The sequence below is a fragment of the Methylomonas sp. genome, from assembly GCF_023228165.1.
GTDB lineage: Bacteria > Pseudomonadota > Gammaproteobacteria > Methylococcales > Methylomonadaceae > Methylomonas.
Genome location: NZ_JALOBS010000019.1, coordinates 1 through 20,222, shown reverse-complemented (window position 1 = coordinate 20,222; position 20,222 = coordinate 1). Strand labels below are relative to the sequence as shown.

21 protein-coding genes and 1 riboswitch are annotated in these 20,222 nt (G+C 46.7%); of the genes, 16 read left to right on the top strand and 5 right to left on the bottom strand.

What is annotated here, in order from left to right:
* Window positions 1–26: 26 nt before the first annotated feature.
* Together M0R33_RS14780 and M0R33_RS14775 are read left to right on the top strand one after the other, a co-directional pair.
* Window positions 27–686, top strand: a complete 660-nt coding sequence (locus tag M0R33_RS14780; protein ID WP_292570748.1) for a hypothetical protein — start codon at window positions 27–29, stop codon at window positions 684–686.
* Window positions 687–696: 10 nt separating this feature from the next.
* Window positions 697–1,794 carry a HupE/UreJ family protein gene (locus tag M0R33_RS14775; RefSeq protein ID WP_292570745.1) on the top strand — a complete coding sequence of 366 codons (1,098 nt, stop codon included), beginning with the start codon at window positions 697–699 and terminating at the stop codon, window positions 1,792–1,794.
* Between the two features lie 251 nt (window positions 1,795–2,045).
* Here the strand turns inward: M0R33_RS14775 and M0R33_RS14770 are convergent, their stop codons facing one another.
* Window positions 2,046–2,486, bottom strand: coding sequence for a hypothetical protein (locus M0R33_RS14770; protein ID WP_292570742.1), 441 nt, complete (start codon window positions 2,484–2,486; stop codon window positions 2,046–2,048).
* Between the two features lie 289 nt (window positions 2,487–2,775).
* Between M0R33_RS14770 and amoC the strand changes: the two genes are divergently transcribed.
* The 5 genes from amoC (at window position 2,776) to gltA (ending at window position 7,852) form a co-directional block, all read left to right on the top strand.
* Window positions 2,776–3,528: a bacterial ammonia monooxygenase, subunit AmoC gene (gene amoC / locus M0R33_RS14765; protein ID WP_292570739.1), complete on the top strand. Its 753-nt coding sequence runs from the start codon at window positions 2,776–2,778 to the stop codon at window positions 3,526–3,528.
* A gap of 110 nt (window positions 3,529–3,638) precedes the next feature.
* Window positions 3,639–4,388, top strand: coding sequence for a bacterial ammonia monooxygenase, subunit AmoA (amoA, locus tag M0R33_RS14760; protein ID WP_292570736.1), 750 nt, complete (start codon window positions 3,639–3,641; stop codon window positions 4,386–4,388).
* A gap of 98 nt (window positions 4,389–4,486) precedes the next feature.
* Window positions 4,487–5,731, top strand: coding sequence for a bacterial ammonia monooxygenase, subunit AmoB (amoB, locus tag M0R33_RS14755; RefSeq protein WP_292570733.1), 1,245 nt, complete (start codon window positions 4,487–4,489; stop codon window positions 5,729–5,731).
* A gap of 257 nt (window positions 5,732–5,988) precedes the next feature.
* The gene (locus tag M0R33_RS14750) at window positions 5,989–6,405 is read left to right on the top strand and encodes a hypothetical protein (protein ID WP_292570731.1); all 417 of its coding nucleotides are present in this window, start codon (window positions 5,989–5,991) and stop codon (window positions 6,403–6,405) included.
* 151 nt (window positions 6,406–6,556) lie between these two features.
* On the top strand, window positions 6,557–7,852 hold the full coding sequence (gltA, locus tag M0R33_RS14745; protein WP_292570728.1) for a citrate synthase: 1,296 nt from the start codon (window positions 6,557–6,559) through the stop codon (window positions 7,850–7,852).
* Window positions 7,853–7,925: 73 nt separating this feature from the next.
* Here gltA and M0R33_RS14740 read toward each other — a convergent pair whose 3' ends face one another.
* The 3 genes from M0R33_RS14740 to M0R33_RS14730 all read right to left on the bottom strand — a co-directional run bounded on the left by M0R33_RS14740 (window position 7,926) and on the right by M0R33_RS14730 (window position 10,701).
* Window positions 7,926–8,201, bottom strand: coding sequence for a late competence development ComFB family protein (locus tag M0R33_RS14740; protein WP_292570725.1), 276 nt, complete (start codon window positions 8,199–8,201; stop codon window positions 7,926–7,928).
* 91 nt (window positions 8,202–8,292) lie between these two features.
* Entirely contained in the window at window positions 8,293–9,492 is a 1,200-nt protein-coding gene (locus M0R33_RS14735) for an ABC transporter permease (protein ID WP_292570723.1), read from the bottom strand.
* 3 nt (window positions 9,493–9,495) lie between these two features.
* Window positions 9,496–10,701, bottom strand: a complete 1,206-nt coding sequence (locus tag M0R33_RS14730) for an ABC transporter permease (protein ID WP_292570720.1) — start codon at window positions 10,699–10,701, stop codon at window positions 9,496–9,498.
* A 127-nt stretch (window positions 10,702–10,828) separates the two neighbouring features.
* Between M0R33_RS14730 and M0R33_RS14725 the strand changes: the two genes are divergently transcribed.
* Together M0R33_RS14725 and M0R33_RS14720 are read left to right on the top strand one after the other, a co-directional pair.
* Entirely contained in the window at window positions 10,829–11,740 is a 912-nt protein-coding gene (locus M0R33_RS14725; protein WP_292570717.1) for a DMT family transporter, read from the top strand.
* A gap of 163 nt (window positions 11,741–11,903) precedes the next feature.
* Window positions 11,904–12,851, top strand: coding sequence for a hypothetical protein (locus M0R33_RS14720; RefSeq protein WP_292570714.1), 948 nt, complete (start codon window positions 11,904–11,906; stop codon window positions 12,849–12,851).
* A gap of 64 nt (window positions 12,852–12,915) precedes the next feature.
* Here M0R33_RS14720 and M0R33_RS14715 read toward each other — a convergent pair whose 3' ends face one another.
* Window positions 12,916–13,056, bottom strand: a complete 141-nt coding sequence (locus M0R33_RS14715) for a hypothetical protein (RefSeq protein WP_292570711.1) — start codon at window positions 13,054–13,056, stop codon at window positions 12,916–12,918.
* A gap of 193 nt (window positions 13,057–13,249) precedes the next feature.
* Between M0R33_RS14715 and M0R33_RS14710 the strand changes: the two genes are divergently transcribed.
* The 7 genes from M0R33_RS14710 to M0R33_RS14680 all read left to right on the top strand — a co-directional run bounded on the left by M0R33_RS14710 (window position 13,250) and on the right by M0R33_RS14680 (window position 20,126).
* Entirely contained in the window at window positions 13,250–14,260 is a 1,011-nt protein-coding gene (locus tag M0R33_RS14710) for a Gfo/Idh/MocA family oxidoreductase (RefSeq protein WP_292570709.1), read from the top strand.
* A 23-nt stretch (window positions 14,261–14,283) separates the two neighbouring features.
* Entirely contained in the window at window positions 14,284–16,107 is a 1,824-nt protein-coding gene (locus M0R33_RS14705) for a YdbH domain-containing protein (RefSeq protein WP_292570706.1), read from the top strand.
* Between the two features lie 61 nt (window positions 16,108–16,168).
* On the top strand, window positions 16,169–16,366 hold the full coding sequence (locus M0R33_RS14700; RefSeq protein WP_366043949.1) for a YnbE family lipoprotein: 198 nt from the start codon (window positions 16,169–16,171) through the stop codon (window positions 16,364–16,366).
* 11 nt (window positions 16,367–16,377) lie between these two features.
* Complete coding sequence (locus tag M0R33_RS14695; protein ID WP_292570703.1) at window positions 16,378–16,719, top strand: YdbL family protein; 342 nt, start codon at window positions 16,378–16,380, stop codon at window positions 16,717–16,719.
* 83 nt (window positions 16,720–16,802) lie between these two features.
* Window positions 16,803–17,111: a hypothetical protein gene (locus M0R33_RS14690; protein ID WP_292570700.1), complete on the top strand. Its 309-nt coding sequence runs from the start codon at window positions 16,803–16,805 to the stop codon at window positions 17,109–17,111.
* A gap of 1,399 nt (window positions 17,112–18,510) precedes the next feature.
* The gene (locus tag M0R33_RS14685; RefSeq protein WP_292570697.1) at window positions 18,511–19,155 is read left to right on the top strand and encodes a PEP-CTERM sorting domain-containing protein; all 645 of its coding nucleotides are present in this window, start codon (window positions 18,511–18,513) and stop codon (window positions 19,153–19,155) included.
* 282 nt (window positions 19,156–19,437) lie between these two features.
* Window positions 19,438–19,516, top strand: a riboswitch (cyclic di-GMP riboswitch).
* A gap of 52 nt (window positions 19,517–19,568) precedes the next feature.
* On the top strand, window positions 19,569–20,126 hold the full coding sequence (locus M0R33_RS14680) for a hypothetical protein (RefSeq protein ID WP_292570694.1): 558 nt from the start codon (window positions 19,569–19,571) through the stop codon (window positions 20,124–20,126).
* Window positions 20,127–20,222 lie beyond the last annotated feature (96 nt).

Below are 20,222 nucleotides of genomic sequence, written 5' to 3'. Positions count from 1 at the left end.
TCAGTGCTCTTAATCGCCCTAAATTCATGAATATTCAGCGTCTATTTAATTTCTTGGTGCCCGTGTTAATGGCGGGTGTGTTATTGCTGGCTGGCTGTGAACAGCTTGGTTTCGGCGCCAAACAATCCAACGCATTGGGAAACAGGCCCGATCTGGATTGCATTATCGCCAACGATTTTTATGCGGTGCATTTCAGTGCTTATCTGCAGCCAAGTAAAGCAGAGCTGAATCCCGAAAATAAAGCTGCATTTGTGCCTTTTTGCCAAAAAATTCCGCGGGCCGGCAAAATGTTTTTTACCGCGGATTTGATCGATCGGGATATTCGGGCCACTCCTATCGGTATTAAGCTGGTGGAAGTGGAAAAAACCGGTCAAAAGGTGCCTGATGACATCCGTGAAATTCGCACCCTTGTTGAAATTCCCGCAAAGCTCTATCCGCGCGGTGCGGTAGAGGCGCAAGCTGATGTGGATAAAAACGGCGATTATGTGCTGTATTTTCTGATCGGCGATGCCGTCGAGGAAGATGACAGATTCCGGGTGCCTTTGGAAGTGGGAGTGAATCCTGATGATAACGCCTTGGTTTGGATTGTCGGTATTGCCGTAGTGCTGGTCATTATATTAGGTGTGGGTTTTTTGCTGTATGTATATAAATTCAAGCCGCAAAAAAGTGACGACTTGCAGGTATAAAGGATTCTTGATGGGTGTCAGCGGCGGCATTGCGCGCAGTTTTGCTTTTCTATTATTGCTTTTGGTTGCAAGTGGCGGTTGGGCTCACCCGCCCGGGCTGAGTTCTATTTATCTGCAGGTTGAGCGGCATGATATCGCTGCACGAATGACCTTTGCGCTACAAGATATTGAAGCGTTCGCTCCGATGGATAGTGATCTGGATGCCGAAGTGACGGATGTCGAGCGCGATGCGGCCAAGCCTAGCATTGCAAAGCTGCTGTCAAGGCAGCTCAAATTGTCGCTGGATGGGCAGGCAATAGAGCCAAGTGAGCCGGGAAAGGTAAATTTCGATGAGCAGAATAATGCGCACGTCGATTTTCATTTTGGTTTGCCGGACAACGGGGGGCGGCAATTAAGTTTGCAATCCGAATTTCTGGTTTTATTGCCTGAAGGGCATCAGCAGCAGCTTACAGTCAAAAATGCCGATAACCAAGTCATTGCGGAAGTCATGCTCAGTCGTGAGCACCCGGATTTGAAGTTGGATCTACAAAGCACGCAGTTGCCATCTGCATTTACGACGTTTGCGGGCTTTTTTAAGCTGGGTGTTGAGCATATCGTTACCGGCTATGATCATTTGTTGTTTTTATTCGGTTTGCTCATGGTGACGCATAGCTTTTGGCCGGCCATTAAAATCATTACCTTTTTTACCATCGCTCATTCCATCACATTAGCACTGGCCGGTTTAAATATTATTGAGCTGCCCAGTAGTTTTGTCGAACCTTTTATCGCCGCCACGATTATGTATGTTGGGGTGGAAAATATTATCCGTGGCGATCACCCTAAGGGCCGGCATTGGCTAACGTTCGGGTTTGGATTGATACATGGTTTTGGCTTCGCCAGCGTTCTGAGGGAAATGGAAATCGGTAATGCGGATTTTGGGATATTGCTGCCGCTGTTATCGTTTAATCTTGGAATTGAAACCGGCCAAATTGCGGTCGCATCCATAGTATTGCCGTTGATTTGGGCATTAAACAATCGAGTGGAAACATCGCGGAAATTTTTGACAGCCTGTTCCGGCGCCATTAGTTTGATGGGGGCATATTGGCTAATCGAGCGTACTCTGCTTTAGAGGGTGTTCTTCAGTAATATGTGCTATAAATCCGGTGAGATGCGGGATAACGTAACTACGCGAAACAGCTGTTTTTGGGTAAGTCAGCGGATCAATTTGGTGGTAGTAATGCGGGAACTAGTCCGATTTGAGGGGGCTTACGCTTGTTATCTTATGGGCGTGTAACCGGTCATGAGTGCTGTGTCGCAAAGCTACTGCTTTTGAAGGTTAATAATCAAAAGCAGTGTAAGGCTTGAATTGAAAATGCAGGATTAAAGGTCGGGTATTCCAGACAAGCCTTCTACCGACCAATTCTCAATATTGCTGGCGCCCGACAAGTCGTCGCCGTTTTCATATTGAATACGACAGACATACTGATAGGCGGTGCTCGGCGTATCTTTCGTGGCTATTTCAACTGTTGCGTTAATGATGTATTCATAATTCCCGATACTCCAGGCATTGGTCGGCTGGCTGGCGAACGCCGCGGTAGTTTCCGTCGAGTCGAATTGACTGTTTATATGGCTATTGCAATGAGTAAAGGCAAGGGCTGTCATGTCGTTCGAAATGGGCATGGGATCCGCGTTGTCCTTGCTGTCGACCAGAAATAAATCGGAAGCGGCTATGTCGTACATCCACGGCAGAAGAAACTTAATTTGCAGCGCAAGCAGGACAGCTAAGCAGGCAACAAAAAGGATAATTTTTTTTTTGTTCATGGCAATTTGGTGTGTGGTGGTGTTGTTGTAATTAGAAAGAGCACTCTTCGCGAGGATTCTAGCAAAAAACAATGGGTAGCGTTAAGTGATTGCCTTAAGGGGCAAGAGTGTATGAAAAAGAATAAAAAACCGGAATATGGTATTGACAAGGAATGCCGAGATGGTAGACTGCAAGGCACTCTAAGGGAGGTGAGTGACTTATTCGAATTGAATAGGTTTTTAATAAAGGGACAAACAAAGAACTCCCGGTTAAGTGCCGGGGATTTAGATAATCTTTTAGGAGGTAGAAATGGCTGCTACAACTGAATCAGTTAAGGCTGATGCTGCGGAAGCACCGCTTTTAAATAGAAGAAACCTGACACTAGGCATTTTGCTGTATCTGGTTTTTTATTCTTTCATTCGTTGGTACGAAGGCGTCTACGGCTGGTCAGCTGGTCTTGACTCGTTTGCTCCAGAGTTTGAAACATACTGGATGAACATGCTGTACATCGAGATCGTTTGTGAAGTTGTCCTGTTCGCAGGTATCAACGGCTATCTATGGAAAACTCGTGATCGTAAAGTAATGTCAATCACTCCACGTGAAGAACTGCGTCGTCATTTCACACACTGGATCTGGTTGGTTTGCTACGGTTGGGCTATCTACTGGGGCGCTTCTTACTTCACAGAGCAAGACGGTACTTGGCACCAAACCATCGTTCGTGATACTGACTTTACACCAAGTCACATCATCGAATTTTATCTGTCTTACCCAATCTATATCATCACTGGTACTGCTTCTTTCATGTATGCAAAAACAAGATTGCCTACATACCATGAAGGTCTTCACCTGATGTATATGGTTGTTGTTGTCGGTCCATTCATGATTTTGCCTAATGTTGGTTTGAATGAATGGGGTCACACATTCTGGTTTATGGAAGAGTTGTTCGTTGCACCATTGCATTACGGTTTCGTATTCTTTGGTTGGGCTGCTCTGGGTATTCTGGGTGTGGTGAATACCGAAGTAATGGCAATTACCAAATTGCTGAAAAAAGATCTGGCTTAATAAGTCAAGTCTGTAAAAGTAAATACTATCTCCTTTCTTGCCCCGCTTAGGTGGGGCAGGATAAGGGAAAGTAAAAAAAATATAATTTTAATTCTTTAGGAGGTAAGCTAATGAGCGCATCTCAATCAGCTGTACGTTCTCGTGCGGAAGCGGTACAAGTTTCCCGTACGTTTGACTGGATGATTCTTTTTACACTGTTCGTAACGGTTCTGGGCGGTTATCACATTCACTATATGTTGACTGGTGGTGACTGGGACTTCTGGACCGACTGGAAAGATAGACGTCTGTGGGTAACCGTAGCACCTATCGTTTCTATTACATTCCCTGCGGCTGTTCAAGCGTGCTTGTGGTGGAGATACAAACTGCCTGTCGGTGCTACTGTTTCCGTAGTTGCTCTGATGTTAGGTGAGTGGATCAACAGATATATGAACTTCTGGGGTTGGACTTACTTCCCAGTAAATTTCGTATTCCCATCTAACCTGATCCCAGGTGCTATCGTTCTTGACGTTGTCCTGATGTTAGGTAACAGCATGACTCTGACCGCTGTTGTTGGTGGTTTGGCTTATGGTTTGTTGTTCTACCCAGGTAACTGGCCTGTAATCGCTCCATTGCACGTGCCTGTAGAATACAACGGCATGATGATGACTTTGGCTGACTTACAAGGTTATCACTACGTTAGAACTGGTACACCTGAATACATCCGTATGGTAGAGAAAGGTACATTAAGAACTTTCGGTAAAGACGTTGCTCCTGTATCAGCGTTCTTCTCTGGATTCGTTTCTATCATCATTTACTTCTTGTGGCACTTCTTCGGCAGATGGTTCGCTAAAACCGACTTCATCGCTGACGACGCATCCTAATCTGAAGTTTTGATTGAAAATGACATCTGACAAATTTGAATAATCAAGTTAGTCGGTAGATCTTAATTACAAGATTCTCTAGTAATAGAGGAGGAAATATGAAAATAATAAAAGACAAAGTTGCAAAACTGTCCTTTGTCGCACTGCTGATTACAATGACAGCAGCGATGTTTTACGCTCCAACAGCATCTGCTCATGGTGAAAAGTCACAGGCTGCGTTTATGCGTATGCGGACAATTCACTGGTTTGACTTGAACTGGTCAAAAGAAGAAGTGCCTGTTAACGACACTATGACCATTTCAGGTAAATTCCTGGTATTCGCAGGATGGCCTGAAACTGTTGATAAGCCAGAAGTATCGTTCTTGAACATTGGTATTCCTGGTCCAGTATTTATTCGTGCTGGTTCTTGGATCGGTGGTCAGTTGGTTCCTCGTTCAGTTTCTCTGGAATTGGGCGAAGTTTATGAGTTCAAAGTACTGTTGAAAGCACGTCGTCCAGGTGACTGGCACGTTCATTCAATGATGAACGTTCAAGGCGGTGGTCCAATCATCGGTCCAGGTAAATGGGTAACCATTACTGGTTCAATGAGCGAGTTTGTTAACCCAGTTACTACTCTGACTGGTCAAACAATCGATTTGGAAACCTATGGCCTGGATAACGTTTATTTCTGGCACGCAGTATGGTTTGCAATTGCCATTGCTTGGTTGATGTTCTGGTTCAAACGTCCAATATTTGTTCCACGTCACATCGCTGTAAGCACTGGTAAAGCAGATACTCTGATCTCAGCTGGTGATAAAAAAGTCGGTATGTTGTTCGCTGTAGGTACTATGGTTATCGTTGCTGCTTCTATGGGCGCAACTAACGAAAAATACCCAGTAACAACTCCATTGCAAGCTGGTTTGTTGCGTGGTATGAAAACTTATCAAATGCCAGAAGCAACTGTTTCTGTTAAAGTTGATGATGCTACATACCGTGTACCAGGTCGTGCTATGCAAATGACTCTGACCATCACTAACAATGGCGACTCTGCTGTACGTTTAGGTGAGTTCAACACCGCTGGTGTTCGCTTCCTGGATCCAGCAGTACATGAAGATGAAACTGCATATCCTGATGACTTGTTGGCTGAAGAAGGCTTGACAGTTAGCGACAACAGCCCACTGGCTCCAGGTGAGACACGTACTGTTGAAGTAACAGCTTCTGACGCAGCATGGGAAGTATACCGCTTAGCTGACTTGATCTACGATCCAGACAGCCGTTTCGCGGGTCTGTTGTTCTTCTGGGACGAAAGTGGAAACCGTCAATTGGTAACAGTTGATGCTCCATTAATCCCATCTTTCATCTAATGAAAGAAATCTAAGATTCGTCTTAGATTGATAGGATGAAAACCTCCGTTACCTTAGGGTAACGGGGGTTTTTTTTTAAGTTTGATACCTAAAGTGGACATGATGTTTGGGCGCAAAGCCTTATCAGGTAAAAATTAAATTGGTTATAGAGAAAGCCAATAAATAAGACGTCTGACTTTTTGTAGTGTATGAAAAGTCACTAATGGTAATAAGTTACAGAAAATTTAAGAGTTGCTAACTAAACGGTCAGTAAAAAAATGAAGAAAGTAAGATTGGTATCGGTCATCATGGTGACCATGATATTAGCGGGGTGTTCGGAAAAAACGCAGTATGAGCAAGCCGTTCTACAACAGATGCAGCAAGATAAAGATATAAAGGATTACCATATAGCACCGGAAAAAATGGTTCAATGCGTGGTCATGACTTCATCCAAGGATATGCCGGGTATGATTCCTATAGATCCAATGCGGAAACAGGCCTATAAAAACTACACAAGGATGCTAACGCTGACTGAATCAGAAGATCCTAAAAAAACATTGGAAGAGCTTAGAAAAGACTTTGGCTCGCCAAAAGCGCTAGCGGAAGCACATGCAAATTACGCAGAAAGTGTCGTGGAATGTATGTCCGGGTTAGTAACAGGAACTGAAGAAGAGTTGGAAAATAAAGCGGAATAAGCAAAGCATGCAAAATTGAGGGTTGTCTTAATTGCTTAAGAAATAATTAAGTCACTGAGAGTTAACAATGTTGGCTAGTTGCAGATATGCACATCGAATAGAATACAACTGACTGCAATGATGCAGAATAATCCAATGTAGGAGTACTCCAATGGCTGAATTACATCTGTCCTTACCTGAGGACGATCAAAAACGCGTATCTAAACTACCTGTTATGGATGGTACTTTAGGACCTTCGGTTGTTGATATACGCAGCCTATATGCGCAAACCGGATACTTTACTTACGATCCTGGATTTACTTCGACAGCAAGTTGTTCATCAAAAATTACCTACATTGATGGCGATAATGGCGTTTTATTATATCGGGGCTATCCAATTGAACAATTAGCCGAGAAATGCGACTTTCTTGAAGTTTGCTATTTATTGTTGAATGGTGAGTTACCAAACGGTGCCGAAATGAAGGAATTTGTCACTACTATCAGCAAGCACGTCATGGTACATGAGCAGTTGACAAGGTTCTATAGCGGATTCAGGCGGGATGCTCATCCGATGGCGGTATTGGTTGGCGTGGTAGGTGCTTTATCTGCTTTTTATCATGACGGCACAGATGTGACTTGCCGTGAAGATCGATACACAGCCGCAATCAGGCTAATTGCCAAAATGCCGAACATAGTAGCTATGTGCCACAAGTACAGTACTGGCATGCCCTTTATATACCCCAAAAGAAAGTTGGGATACGCGGAAAATTTCATGCGTATGATGATGGGCGATCCATGTGATGAATATGTTCCAAATCCGATATTGATAAGAGCGATTGATAGAATCCTAATATTACATGCGGACCATGAGCAAAACGCGTCAACATCAACGGTGAGGCTAGCGGGCTCGAGTGGAGCAAATCCCTATGCTTGTGTCGCTGCCGGTATCGCCTGCTTATGGGGAGCAGCACATGGTGGTGCGAACGAGGCAGTGTTAAATATGCTGGAAGAGATAGGGGATGCTTCGAATATCCCTGAGTATGTGGCCAAAGCAAAAGACAAAAATGACCCATTCCGGTTGATGGGCTTTGGGCATCGGGTATACAAAAACTATGATCCGCGCGCCAAGTTAATGAGGCAAACTTGTCACGAAGTCCTTGACGAACTAAATCTGCATAATGACAGAATGTTCAAATTGGCAATGGAATTAGAGCGGATTGCCTTGGAAGACCCCTATTTTGTAGAAAGAAAGCTTTATCCAAATGTAGATTTTTATTCCGGTATTGTTTTAAGGGCCTTGGGAATTCCAACAGAAATGTTCACGGCAATATTTGCACTAGCCAGATCGGTAGGCTGGATTGCTCAATGGGATGAAATGATTTCAGATCCGGAACTCAAAATTGGTCGACCACGACAATTATATCAAGGTGTTCCTCAGCGCGACGTACAGCCAATATCAAGCCGCTAAAAATGACTTGAGTTAGGAATTTGAAAAGAAATGAATGTTCAGATTCCTAACAGTTAAGCTAAAAAATAATAGCTTATGCTTCCCTTGAATCGTGTGGATTGCGGTTCACTACCAAAATTGCATGATCAATGGCGCTGATGGCGGCATCTCGCATATCCTGATGCTCTGTTTCGGTCATGCCGGCACCCTTATCTACGATATTGCGCACATAGCAGGCAGGTAAAGAATTAAGCGCAACGCAGGCTACATCGATAAGGAAAGATTGAGAGAGCGTTTCTTCGCTTTGTTTCTTCAATTGCCACAACTGATCGGTCACTAATTGTTCGTAATAATTGGAAATATCAAACATGGAGTCCTCAATTAGGCTAAATAATTAATTGCTTATTTTAAACGTAGTCGATAAACCATAACAACGCTAACTATGGTGTAAGGCAAAAATTTTATTCGGCTCTTAACGCATCCAAGGGGCTTAATCGCGATGCTTTAATGGCTGGAATCACGCCGGAAGCAATGCCGATAGCGAAAGAAATTAAAAAAGCCAGGGAAATATAATTCCACGCTAATTGGACAGGCAATGCAGGAACCAAAACCGACGCTAACTGCGTCAGAAAAAAGCCTAACAGAATACCTCCTGCCCCGCCAAACAAGCTTAGCAGTAAAGCCTCGCTCAAAAATAATCTAAAAATGACAAACCGTTCTGCTCCGATTGCCCTTAATAATCCGATTTCGGTCACGCGTTCAGAAACGGCAATAGTCATGATAGTAAATATGCCGACTGAACCCACTAATAAAGAAATGCTACCTAAGGCGGCAACAGCCAAAGTTAAAACGCTAAGCACGGAATCCATTTTTTCCAGCATTTGGTTTTGGGTGATGATAGTAAAATCCTCGGAACCATGACGCATAATCAGGCGTTCCTTAATCCGTTGTTCGATAATATCGCTGGACGCCTGGCTGTTATAAAGGACATCAATTTCCATCAAGCTTTGCCGGTCAAACATTTCCATGGCTTTGCCGCTAGGAATATAAACGCTGTCGTCCAAATCCAAGCCCAACATTTGGCCTTTGGATTCCATAACACCCATTACGCGGAAGCGGTCGTTACCAATCCGAATTCTCCGGCCTAACGACGAGGATGTTCCAAACAGTTCGGTTTGTATTTTACTGCCCAATACCGCAAAAGCACGGGGGTTTTCAAGGCTGTCGTTGGGTAAAAAACGTCCGCTTTGGATATTGAATTGCCAAACCAAGGGTAACGCCGAGCTGACACCGAATACCGTGGCTCTGCGCTGTTTTTTATCGCCTTCAATGCGGGCATTACCCTGTATTACCGGCATGGCCGCAATTACCTGATCAAGATTTTGCAAGCTATTCGTATCGGAAATAGATAAGGGCCGAACCGTGCTGATAGTCGCCCCGGATAAACCGAAGGTGGTGGTTTTACCGGGATATACGGCGATTAAATGCGTGCCAAACTGAGTGAATTCCGCCAAAACAAAACGATGGATACCTCGGCCAATTGAAGTCAGTATCACAACGGCCGCGATACCGATAATCAGGCCGAGAGCGGTTAATAACGACCGCTGCTTATGGCTGGAAATGCTGCGTAACGCAAGTGCCAATAAGTCGGGCCAAAGCATTGACTACCGCCTTGCCAGAGAAGACACAGGGTCTAACCGGGCCGCTTTCCTGGCAGGTAGTACCCCAAAGAGCAAGCCAGTACCGAGCGCCACCGCAATTGCGGATAGCCAAGACCAGAAGGGCAGGCTAAGCGGAAAGTCGGGATAAAGCCATTGCAAAATAATAATCCCTGATTTGCCAAGTAAGCTGCCGACAAGCGCGCCCGCGAGTGAAAGTAAGGCTGCTTCCGATAAAAATAACATTAGCAATTGCCGTTGAGTCGCGCCGAGCGCTTTTAGCAAACCGATTTCGGCCGTACGCTGACTGACGCTTACCAACATGACATTCATAACTAAAACACCGGCAACAGCAAGACTGACGGCTGCAATGCCCCCAACGGCAAGCGTCAAGGCAGATAAGATTTTGTCAAAAGTGTTAACTACACTGTCCTGTGTGATCACAGTGACATCTTCCTCGCCCTCGTGCCGCAGCTTGATAATCCGCTTAATTTCATCGATCGCTTTATACATGGCGTCCTGGGAGTAAGTTTCAATCAATATGCGGAACAGTGAATGGCTATCGAATAACGCCATGGCTGAAGCGACCGGAACGATAACCAGTTCATCAAAACCAACCCCAATGGATTGTCCTTCCCTTGTCAGCACGCCGATAACGCGAAAGCGGCGGTCGTTGATACGCAGCCATTGGCCGACAGCTTGACTATGGGAGAAAAGTTGATCCGCAATCGTTTGACCGATCACGCACACGGGAATCTCTTTATCGGCTGCCGCATTGGGCAAGAACCGGCCTCGCGAAATACTTAAGTGCCTCACTTTTTTTAACGCAAAGGTCGAGCCCATGATATTGGTTTCGCGTTCCAGACCGCCGGCGGAAATAGGTGCGGAGCCGATGTTAACCGGTGCGATTGCGGCGATATTGCGACTTCTGGATAACGCATTGGCATCGTCAAGGGTTAGATCGCGCGGGGTTTCGCCAAAAATGGGCGGATGACCGCCGGTCGTTTCGCTGCGGCCAGGCAGCACAATAATTAAATGGGTGCCGAGCGATTCGAATTCATTAATCACGTAGTTGCGGGCGCTATCGCCCAAAGCAATTAAAACGTTTACGGACGCTACGCCGATACTCATGGCCAGCACGATTAGCGAGGCTCTGACTGTTTGAGTGTTAATCGCCTTGAGGGATTGAAACAGAATGTCTTGTGGCAGCATGAATAATCTTATGTGGGTATAACTGCAGTGTAGCGCCGATAAAACGTCTTGTCACAGCTAAACGGTTAAACTAGTCAAGTAGCCAGCCATTGAGCCCGTAGCGTCAATAAACCCACTCCAAATAATAGTGAATAAGCCCCGTACATTTCGCAAACTACCGAATTATCATGCCTTATCGGTCGGGCATAAGGGACTGATGGAAATGGTGCTGGCTTGTTTATTGTTTTCATTGATGAATGCTTGTGTCTACGCCACAAAATTATTCGATGCCGAGTTGCCGGCGGCGATGGTGAGCTTTGTCAGGGTTCTGAGTAATTTGTTAATATTGATTATGCCGGCGATTGTTCATAAAAACGTCAAAGCGTTACGAGGCGATGGACGCCCATCACTATGGTTACGCGGCTTATTTGGTTCCATGGCGCTGATGTTGTCTTTTACGGCAATTACCCGTATCGGCCCTGGCGAAAGCGCCTTTTTAACCGCCAGTAGCGGTGTATTTGTGGCCTTGTTAGGACCATGGGTGTTAGGGCAGAAAAATTCCTGGATGGCTTGGCTGGCGATTTTAGGTTCATTAGTTGGCGTGGCATTATTGTTCAAGCAGGATGGACACGACAGCGATTTGATAGGCCGGGCAATGGCGTTGTCAGCCGGATTTTTGTCGGCATTGGCCTATTTGATGGTGGCGAGGGCCGGTCGCAGTAATTCGCCGCAATCCGTGATTTTTTACTTTTGCCTGGTAGCGATGTTGTTACATTTTGTATATTTTGCCAATTTCGGATTTCAAACGCCGCATCAACAGGAAACGTGGGGCTTGTTGTTGCTAACCGGAATCCTAGGCAGCGGCGCTCAATTTTACATGACGCGGGCGTATCAAGCGGCGCCGGCAGCCCTGGTCAGTGCGGTCGGTTATCTGGCGCCGGTATTGAGTTTGGCGTGGGGTATCGCCTTTTTTGCCCAATTGCCAGGGCAGAATGCCATGCTGGGTTCTTTGCTGATCGTGCTGTTTGGCGTGATATTGCCATTCATCCGAAAGTTGTAATCTGGCAACTATTGTTAACGTTGCACAACAGCGGTGCGGAGTGCACCAGCTAGGGCTGTTTTGTCATGGTTAGTTATTGGTAACTAATTGATTAATAACGGAATTATGTGGGGCATGCATTTTGCTGAAATGTGTTTGTGTTCTAGTCTGAGTGAGGCGCGCCATGGCACACTGTCAACGATTCAGCGATATTTCTGTTTCGGAACGAATACTCAATAGCTTGTTTTTAGTAAGTATTGCAATGGGCTACCTGTTTTCATTGGGGCAGGTGTTTTTCGTTCATCAGGGCCGGGATGGACAGCCTGGGTTATCGATTGCGGATATTGTTATCGCCTATCATGGCAGTCCGGAACAAACCCGCCTGACCGCCGCCATTAATGGACCCATGGCTGGGAATCTGAAATCCGCGCAAGATAAAGAAATCATACTGGATTGGATAGACTCCGGTGCCAGGCAAGCCATATACGATGCGCAGGTTGCGCCGATCCTACAGCGCGATTGCCTGGGTTGTCATTCGCAGGAAAGCGGCATGAATATTCCCCCGCTGACCAGTTATGAACAAGTGGCCAAACTCACGGAAGCCGACAAGGGAGCATCGATCCCCTCGTTGGTGCGGGTGTCACACATTCATCTGTTTGGAATTGCCTTTATTCTGTTTTTCGTCGGCAAATTATTCGTACTTTGCCAGATTCCAGTCTGGTTGAAACGCTTGACCATCGGTATCCCGTTTTTGAGTATGTTGACCGATATTTTTGCCTGGTATCTGACCCGGGAAACCCCTGAATTTGCCTACCTGTTAGTGTTGAGCGGCGGCCTGATGGGCTTATCGCTGAATTTTCAGATTCTATTGAGCCTGTACCAAATGTGGTTGCCGTTATTAACAATGCAAAGCTTGCAAATTAGTCTGGCCCGTGCCGCCGACCAGCCCAAAGCGATTGCAAGCCAACTTGCGCGTGAATTAAGCAAAGGCTGGCGGCATTTGATAAACATCGGATGGAGATGGTTAACCGACAAGCGTACGCAGCGCATGATGGAGAACCTAAAGAGGCAAATTTGCTATTTTGCGGAGCGCATAAACAACCGCCTACCGAACGACAGACGGTTGTTTTAAGTATCAGTCTCTCCAGGCCTGCTTAGTTGAAATAACTGCTGGGACTTTCCGGTTGTACGACCGGTTAAAATCCTGCCGGAAGCGGAAATGGTGCGGTGACAAACGGGTAAATGCCCGCCGGTTCGCGAGTGACGATCACGCCCAGGCCTTTGGCAAAGCCGCTAGGGTAGGCCGCCAATGGCGTAATGGCTAGCGGCGCGGCCAAGGCCGTTTTTGTTAGGCTTTTTCATGGCGAGCTTCAAGACAAAACCTGGCGGCAGAATAGGCATTACCGTTCGGTCTCGGTAATTTATCCGATAGTCTGGTTTTTACCTCAAACGTTTTGGGTTTGACTCGCTGTGCGCTAGGCTGCAAACTCTTGAGCTGACGAATAAAACAATCAGCAGGAGATCACAGTCATGAACAATCAAGCTAAATTGCGTTGGGGGATATTAGGTGCTGCTCGGGTTAATGAGAGACTGCTGCCGGCCATCCTCGAAGCGCCCAATACCGAATTAATCGCCATCGCCAGCCGCCGGCCCGGTGCCGCGGCAGAAACGTTAGCCAAATACGCGCCTTGTTACCCCCATATTCAAGCCTACGATGATCTGGATGTTTTATTGAGCAATCCCGACGTGCAGGCCGTGTATTTGCCCATGGCCAATCACGAACATGCGGAGTGGGCCTTGCGGGCCATTGCACAGCGCAAGCACGTACTCTGCGAAAAACCCATGGCTTTGACCGTGGCTGATATCGATGCTATCGAAACCGCCGCTCGCCGCTATAAAGTCACGGTGATGGAAGGTTTTATGTACCGTTTTCATCCGCAGCACGCCAGGGTCAGGGAGATTTTAAATTCCGGCTTGATCGGCGAAATCCGTTCCGTGCGCGCTAGTTTTTCCTTCATGATGCGTCCGGCGCGCATGTACCGGTTGGCTGAAAATGTGTCGCATGGCGGTGGGGCGATGTGGGACATCGGTTGTTATGCAATTCATACCCTACGGATGTTTTTCGAACAGCCGCCTCTGGCGGTTACAGCCATGGCCCGCTATGCCGATAGTGGCGCCGATATTTCCACTAGCGGCATTCTGGATTACGGCGACGGCAAATTCGCCCAGTTCGATTTTAGTTTTGAGCGGGGCCGGCGTTGCGAGTACGAAATCGTCGGTACCCAGGGCGGCCTGAAATGCCATGTGGTCTGGCAATTGCCCGGCGATGTGCCGGTGATTTCCTGGTGGACAGAAGATGGCCGACAAGGCGAAGAGCGGCTGCCGGCCGCCAACCATTTCAATCTGGAAATCGAACATTTCAGCGATTGCGTGCTGAATAATAAAGAACCGCGATTGTCGTTTGAAGATGCCCGGGAAAACTGCCAAATCATCGTGGCAGCCTTGGAATCGGCCGCGACCGGACAGGTCGTGAAAATTTAGCCGCCGAAAAGGAAAAGCACTGTTTGACTGTAAAGCCCCCTGCTCTACAAACACCGACTGAACAGGTCAAGCCACGCCGGCGAATTTTTCTGCGCGTGGGTTTTTGGCTGTTGATTATCGGTGTGGCTGTAGGCGCCGTCTGGGGGCAGCGCGGCGCGGTTTTGCAATGGGCATTAAAGCAGGGTTTGCAGCAAACCGCGCTGTTAAGCCCCAAACTATCCGGCGCTTGGTTTGATTTTCAGCAAGCCGAATTAGCGAATCTGCAATTTAGCCTGCAGACCGACACCGGGCTGGTAACGGCCGAACTTGAAGGCATCAAAGCTGATTACGATCTGCGTTCCGTCCGGCTTAACAGCATCAAAATGGCCAAGGCCCGCTTGCGGTTTGCCTATCAAGCAGCCGATACAGCGGCCGGCCGGCAGCAGGCAAATGATGAAGTATTTGCTTTGCCGGTACAGCAGCTGAGTATCGAACAGCTGGAACTTGAAGTGGATACGCCGTGGGGCACGAGCCGATTTACCGGACGTTTCGATGCTAATGTTCAGCAGGGAAAACCGCTGTTTATTTTGCTTGCGGATGCAGATCAGTCAATTAAGGCTGAAGTAAATCCTCGGTTTAATCATGCCACGTTGGCGGTCGAACAAAGCGGCGGCCGCGGAATTTTGGATTTAGATTTGGATCGACCCGCGCCAACCCGGCTGCAAAGCAATCTTACGGCTAACCTGCCTGAAGTATTGCAATGGCTGCAATCCAACAGTTTGGTTCCTGTTGAGTTGCGGCGCGCTATTTCGACAGCAACCATTATTCGTAGCCAAGCCAATCTGGCTAACGTTCAATTGAGTCTGTCGGCCCAATCCAAGGATAACTTAGCAAATTTAAAAGGCCGGGTAGAGCTGACGCGCAATCAGGCGTATTTGGCGAGTGCCGAACTGGCTCTGAACGCTGCCAAGCCACAATTGGTTGTTGACGGCCATTTGGATTTGTTGCTTGGCGAGTTCGTCAGTCTAGTCAAACCCTGGCTGCCGGAAGCCATCACTAACTGGCAATTTCCCGCCGGTCAAGTGATGGGTACCGTACGATTGAATTGGCAACCTAAACGCCCGCTAAAAGGCGAGATTTATCTGAATGGCTATCAGCTAGGTATGCTGGCTGGGCCGGTCAAGGCGGATGATGCTTATATCCGTTTTGCTGTCAAAGACTTGGTCAAATTGGCTATGCAATTGGAAGTGGATGCACCTAATCTGCAACTAGGTCAGGAAACCACGCTACACAATCTGCACTTAAAGACCCGGCTAAAGAATCGCGATCTGAGTGTGGACAGGTTTAGCCTGCCGGCGCTCGGCGGGCAACTGTTGGTTGTGCCGGACACGGTAAACATCGATCAAAGGCCGGTCAAATTTACGCTGGAAGTGAAAAACCTGGACCTGGCGCAATTGCTGGACAGTTTAAATTACCCTCAGCTCTCCGGCACCGGCACGCTGAGCGGTAAGTTGCCGTTAAGGCTAGCTTTGGATAGTATCGAACTGAAAGACGGTAAACTGACGGGTACCCGCCCCGGCGTGCTGCGTTATCAGGGGCCGGTATCCGATAATGAAAACCTGGCTTTTAGCGCCTTACGCAATTTGCAGTACCATAGTCTGCAAGCCAAGCTGAATTATCAGCCGGACGGGCACTATCAAGTCGGTTTGCGTTTAGAAGGTAAAAATCCGCGAGTATTATCCGGGCATGCGGTGGCCTTTAATCTGAATCTAAACGGACTGTTGCCGGATTTGTTGCAAAAAGGTATTTTGGCCGGCGACTTTGAAAAGCCTATCCTGGAGCAAGTCAAAGCCGCCGGGCGACACTAAAAATCAGCCTCCCATGGAGGATTATCAACGTATGCCGTCGCTGGGCGGAGTGGAGAAGTCAATGAAGTGGAGAGCCGCAAATAGCATAGGCATTATTTGTAGTGCCTTATATCTGATGGGGTGCTCGCCATCCGTCAGATTGGAAGCGCCGGAAAAACCCATCGAAATCACCATGAATATCAAGATCGAACATGAAATTCGCTTGAAAGTGGAAAAAGATGTGGACGCGCTGATTAGCAGCAACAAAGATCTGTTTTAAAGGAGTGAGCGATGAAAAACAATTATGCGATGAAACTGTTGGCAGCCTTAACATTTTGCCTGTGGTTCGCGGCCTCTCCGGTCAATGCGGCCGACTTGGGACAGGCGAAGGCTGCGGGCTTGGTGGGCGAATTGATGAACGGCTATTTGGGATTGGTGGACGGTAACGCGCCCGCGGATGTGAAAGCTCTGGTCGACAGCATCAATGCCCAGCGGCGAGCCGAATATCAACGCATCGCCGCAAAGAACGGAGTGCCGGCAGAGGAAGTGGCAAAACTGACCGCACAGAAAGTCATAGGCCAAACCGCGCGCGGACAGTTTGTACAAACGCCATCGGGTTGGCAAAAACGTTAATCCGCTTTTTTAGGCTTCGACTGTTCGCTAACAGTCGAAGAAATAATAACGCTTTTAACCGCAGGTACCGGATGGTAAAAACCATGAGTTGGCACCGCATCAGACTCTCGCGGCAGGAATACGAATCCGGCGAAATGGCCATGCTGTTCAGTGTATTTCGAGCCGCCTATGTGGCGAGAAACGGGCCGGAGGGTATGGCGATGTTCGGCTGCTGGAGTGATGATGGTAGTTGTTATTTCGTCTACACCACACCTAGGTCGGTACGGCATATCATCCCCCTCTTGGACGCCTATTCGGCCAGCCGGATCGATACGCCTGACCGAGCCAGTCTATCCTTGATTTATGGAGACGAATCCGACCAATCCTTCTCAGAGATTGGCTTCGAGGCCTGATGCCTCGATTTGAAGTATCTAACCGCTGTGGTTAATTGTGTATTCAACTGCATAGCCCGCAAATTCGAACCGAACCGAGCGGCTGGAATGCGCGCCACCATGCCTGATTGGGCGTGTTGTTACAGAGCGAAATAGATAACGGTCACCGGTCGCGACACTTGGGCTAATGGTTACGCTCAGATTTTGCGACCTTATTGGTCGCCGGGTTCAACCGCGGATGCGGAAAACCGCATGTCCGGCGGTGTGGGAGAGGTGGCGGGTCAAGAGCGAAAACTTTTTTGAAACACAGCCAATCGATAGGGGCAGTCAGTTAATTTTACAGGACTAAAAAAGTCAAGAATAAACGCTGAAATAGGGCAATAAGGAATGCGATTGACTGCAGTCTGCATACCGTAAAGTTAAAGCCGAACGCCTTGTTCGTTGCCCGGCGCTCGAAGCTCACATTTCATGCATTAGGATCAAACAACATCCCTAACAGCGAGTTGTATTTCAGCTGTGGATTGTAGCGAGCCTACCGTATGAATTGAATAGTTTGTGTTTTTATGAACATATTCCGCTCAGCGGCAGGTTATGAATTATCTCAAGCCTATGCCGTAGCTCGGCTATACGCAATAATAACTGTTACTTTTGCGCCTCTTTTTTTTCGCGCCTACGCATCAAGCATAAAGGCTCGACACCGGACGGACTCGTGGCTAGCGACTGTCTGGGCGGAATTCACACCCGCTAGTTTATGCTGCATTCTCTGGCCTTACGGATTGGAAACCACTTTATTAAACATAGCAACACGATCGCAGATCGATGTTGATTGATTGCTAAGCACTTAAGCGACAAGTTTTCTATGTTTTTGAGGGGGAAGAGACCTGATTAAATCGATCAAGGTGTCAGTTTTTATTACACATGCACTAACCCCCTCAATTGTTAATTTTAGAGAGATGAGTCCAAACCCTCGAACTGGTTTTATTGGGTTCACGACTGAATGTGCGTTTTCAGAAGCATAAAATCGCGCTTATGTCGGATAGTTCGGCGACAAAACCCCTGCAATGAACCAAAGCATTACAGATTTATTATATGGTTATATTATTGATTTACATGATTAAAAAATTCAGAGGGTTGCGGCTTAGAACTTAATTTTGGTAAACACGGCAGCCGGTCAAGATAGTTGACGCCAAACACGCAGATTATTGTTGATTGGTTGTTAAGCACTTCATCGACAAGTTTTCCATGTTTTTTTGAAGAGGCAGAGGTCTGATTAAATCATTCAAGGTGTCAGCTTTTTTTACACATGCAATAGATATCCTAATATTCAAATCAACAGGGTTATTGACTTAATAAGACTTTGGTGCTTTGGCATATACTTTGCGCATATATTGTCATTCCATAAAATTCATAAGGAAATACCATGAAAAAGCTTTTTTTAGGTTTGTTTATTAGTTGCCTTCTTGGTCAGGCTAATGCTGCATCATTTTCAGAGGTAGGTGATGCTGGTGAATTAATTAATACTGCGCAAGTAACTACTGGCAGTGGTCCGCTTACCTCAATTACCGGCTCTTTGATTGATTTAGGACAAGGTGTAGATGATATTGATTTGTTTGAGATATTTATTTCAGATACCTCCGTTTTTTCAGTAACGGTTACTTCAAATTTCTTTAAGGATGACGGCTTAGCTGGGGATAATGATTCAACCCTGTTTTTATTTGATTATTCCGGCGTTCTGGCCGCCTTTGCTGAAGATATTGACAATGCAAATGGAAACTACCTTCCTCAGTTCAATACTGGAGACGTTGATTTTTTATCCAACGGCACCTACTTTTTAGGTTTTGCTTTGTATGACACATACCCAACATTTCCAGTAACTGACCCACTTTCCGGATGGGACCGGGATCCATGGGAGTTTCAAACAGGGGCTTACACGCTTACTTTAACAGGCACCCAGTTTTCTGTACCAGCGCAAACATCTTCTGTACCAGAGCCAACCTCTATTGCTCTATTAGGAGTTGGTTTAGCTGGAATGGGCTTTTCAAGAAAAAGAAAATCGCCTAATTAATTTAGTTTTGACAAAATAAAGTCTCGATTTTTATCAGGGCTTTATTGCACCGAGGACACTCATGGTTTTACCAAGAAATTATTAAATGATCGTTTAATATAAAAGGTTTGTAGTCATATATCGGACTTATTGAGGCGCTAGCTCTATTTTTGATGGAATATGCTAAGCCTATTACCTTCAGATATGCGATTTTTAAAGATCAATATAATAAACAGAATTACCAACTTAAATACTCCGTTTTTTCAACTAATTTGTGATATTTGTAATTTATAATTAAAACAAAGCTATTAAAACTAAACCTATTGTAAAGTAGGGGCAGAAAGTCGCGGTTCCTTCCCAGAAGGAAAGCCGGATTGCCGAATATCGACCTCGTAAGCGTCGCAATCTGTAATTTATTTTATGGGAGGTATTCTGTGAATACCCTAAATACAATAATATCCAGGCGAGCTACACTACTTTTAGTGACTACCGCGCTAGCACTGGGAATCAATCAAGCTCTCGCCGATGACGGCAGTAACGGTGAAGCCGGCAAACCAATACTGAAGAGCACGTCCAAGTTGCCGTCCCCAACGGTAGCAGGCTACCTGGACGAGGCCGAGCACGCCTTCATCGGCCAGATGAAATTTTACGTACCAATGCAGGCCGCAAGCGGGGCCGAGTCAGGGACTGATCCTGACGCCAACTCGGACGGCAGCCTTTACTTCGACATTGATGGCAATAAGAAAGATACGCGTACTTTGGCTAAGCCACTGGTCGACGTTCACATGTTCGGGCCCATGATAGAAGTGCCTGGCGTTGGTTTTATCGGTCACGGCAAGCGCGATGCCTACGCTTCGGTGAGCCTGGACGACGGCATCACCTGGAAAAAGACCAATCTCTCCGACTCAGCTTCCGAGACATCTTGTGACAACGCCAACTGCAATGTCACGCGGACGGATGTACCTTTGTTCGCAGACACCGCATATAAATAGAGTCTGCTCAGTAAGTTCATCTTATTGATATATAATGATAATAAAGGTTTTTTTGGTATAATGATGCACGAAAAATGAGCCACCATCCCCAAAAAG

What these genes read in the sequence shown, in the direction of transcription:
- M0R33_RS14685 (WP_292570697.1), top strand. Translation starts at nt 18,511, where the DNA reads ATGAAAAAGCTTTTTTTAGGTTTGTTTATTAGTTGCCTTCTTGGTCAG.
- M0R33_RS14775 (WP_292570745.1), top strand. Translation starts at nt 697, where the DNA reads ATGGGTGTCAGCGGCGGCATTGCGCGCAGTTTTGCTTTTCTATTATTG.
- M0R33_RS14770 (WP_292570742.1), bottom strand. Translation starts at nt 2,486, where the DNA reads ATGAACAAAAAAAAAATTATCCTTTTTGTTGCCTGCTTAGCTGTCCTG.
- M0R33_RS14750 (WP_292570731.1), top strand. Translation starts at nt 5,989, where the DNA reads ATGAAGAAAGTAAGATTGGTATCGGTCATCATGGTGACCATGATATTA.
- amoA (WP_292570736.1), top strand. Translation starts at nt 3,639, where the DNA reads ATGAGCGCATCTCAATCAGCTGTACGTTCTCGTGCGGAAGCGGTACAA.
- amoB (WP_292570733.1), top strand. Translation starts at nt 4,487, where the DNA reads ATGAAAATAATAAAAGACAAAGTTGCAAAACTGTCCTTTGTCGCACTG.
- M0R33_RS14710 (WP_292570709.1), top strand. Translation starts at nt 13,250, where the DNA reads ATGAACAATCAAGCTAAATTGCGTTGGGGGATATTAGGTGCTGCTCGG.
- amoC (WP_292570739.1), top strand. Translation starts at nt 2,776, where the DNA reads ATGGCTGCTACAACTGAATCAGTTAAGGCTGATGCTGCGGAAGCACCG.
- M0R33_RS14780 (WP_292570748.1), top strand. Translation starts at nt 27, where the DNA reads ATGAATATTCAGCGTCTATTTAATTTCTTGGTGCCCGTGTTAATGGCG.
- M0R33_RS14700 (WP_366043949.1), top strand. Translation starts at nt 16,169, where the DNA reads ATGAAGTGGAGAGCCGCAAATAGCATAGGCATTATTTGTAGTGCCTTA.
- M0R33_RS14730 (WP_292570720.1), bottom strand. Translation starts at nt 10,701, where the DNA reads ATGCTGCCACAAGACATTCTGTTTCAATCCCTCAAGGCGATTAACACT.
- M0R33_RS14735 (WP_292570723.1), bottom strand. Translation starts at nt 9,492, where the DNA reads ATGCTTTGGCCCGACTTATTGGCACTTGCGTTACGCAGCATTTCCAGC.
- M0R33_RS14695 (WP_292570703.1), top strand. Translation starts at nt 16,378, where the DNA reads ATGAAAAACAATTATGCGATGAAACTGTTGGCAGCCTTAACATTTTGC.
- M0R33_RS14720 (WP_292570714.1), top strand. Translation starts at nt 11,904, where the DNA reads ATGGCACACTGTCAACGATTCAGCGATATTTCTGTTTCGGAACGAATA.
- M0R33_RS14690 (WP_292570700.1), top strand. Translation starts at nt 16,803, where the DNA reads ATGAGTTGGCACCGCATCAGACTCTCGCGGCAGGAATACGAATCCGGC.
- gltA (WP_292570728.1), top strand. Translation starts at nt 6,557, where the DNA reads ATGGCTGAATTACATCTGTCCTTACCTGAGGACGATCAAAAACGCGTA.
- M0R33_RS14740 (WP_292570725.1), bottom strand. Translation starts at nt 8,201, where the DNA reads ATGTTTGATATTTCCAATTATTACGAACAATTAGTGACCGATCAGTTG.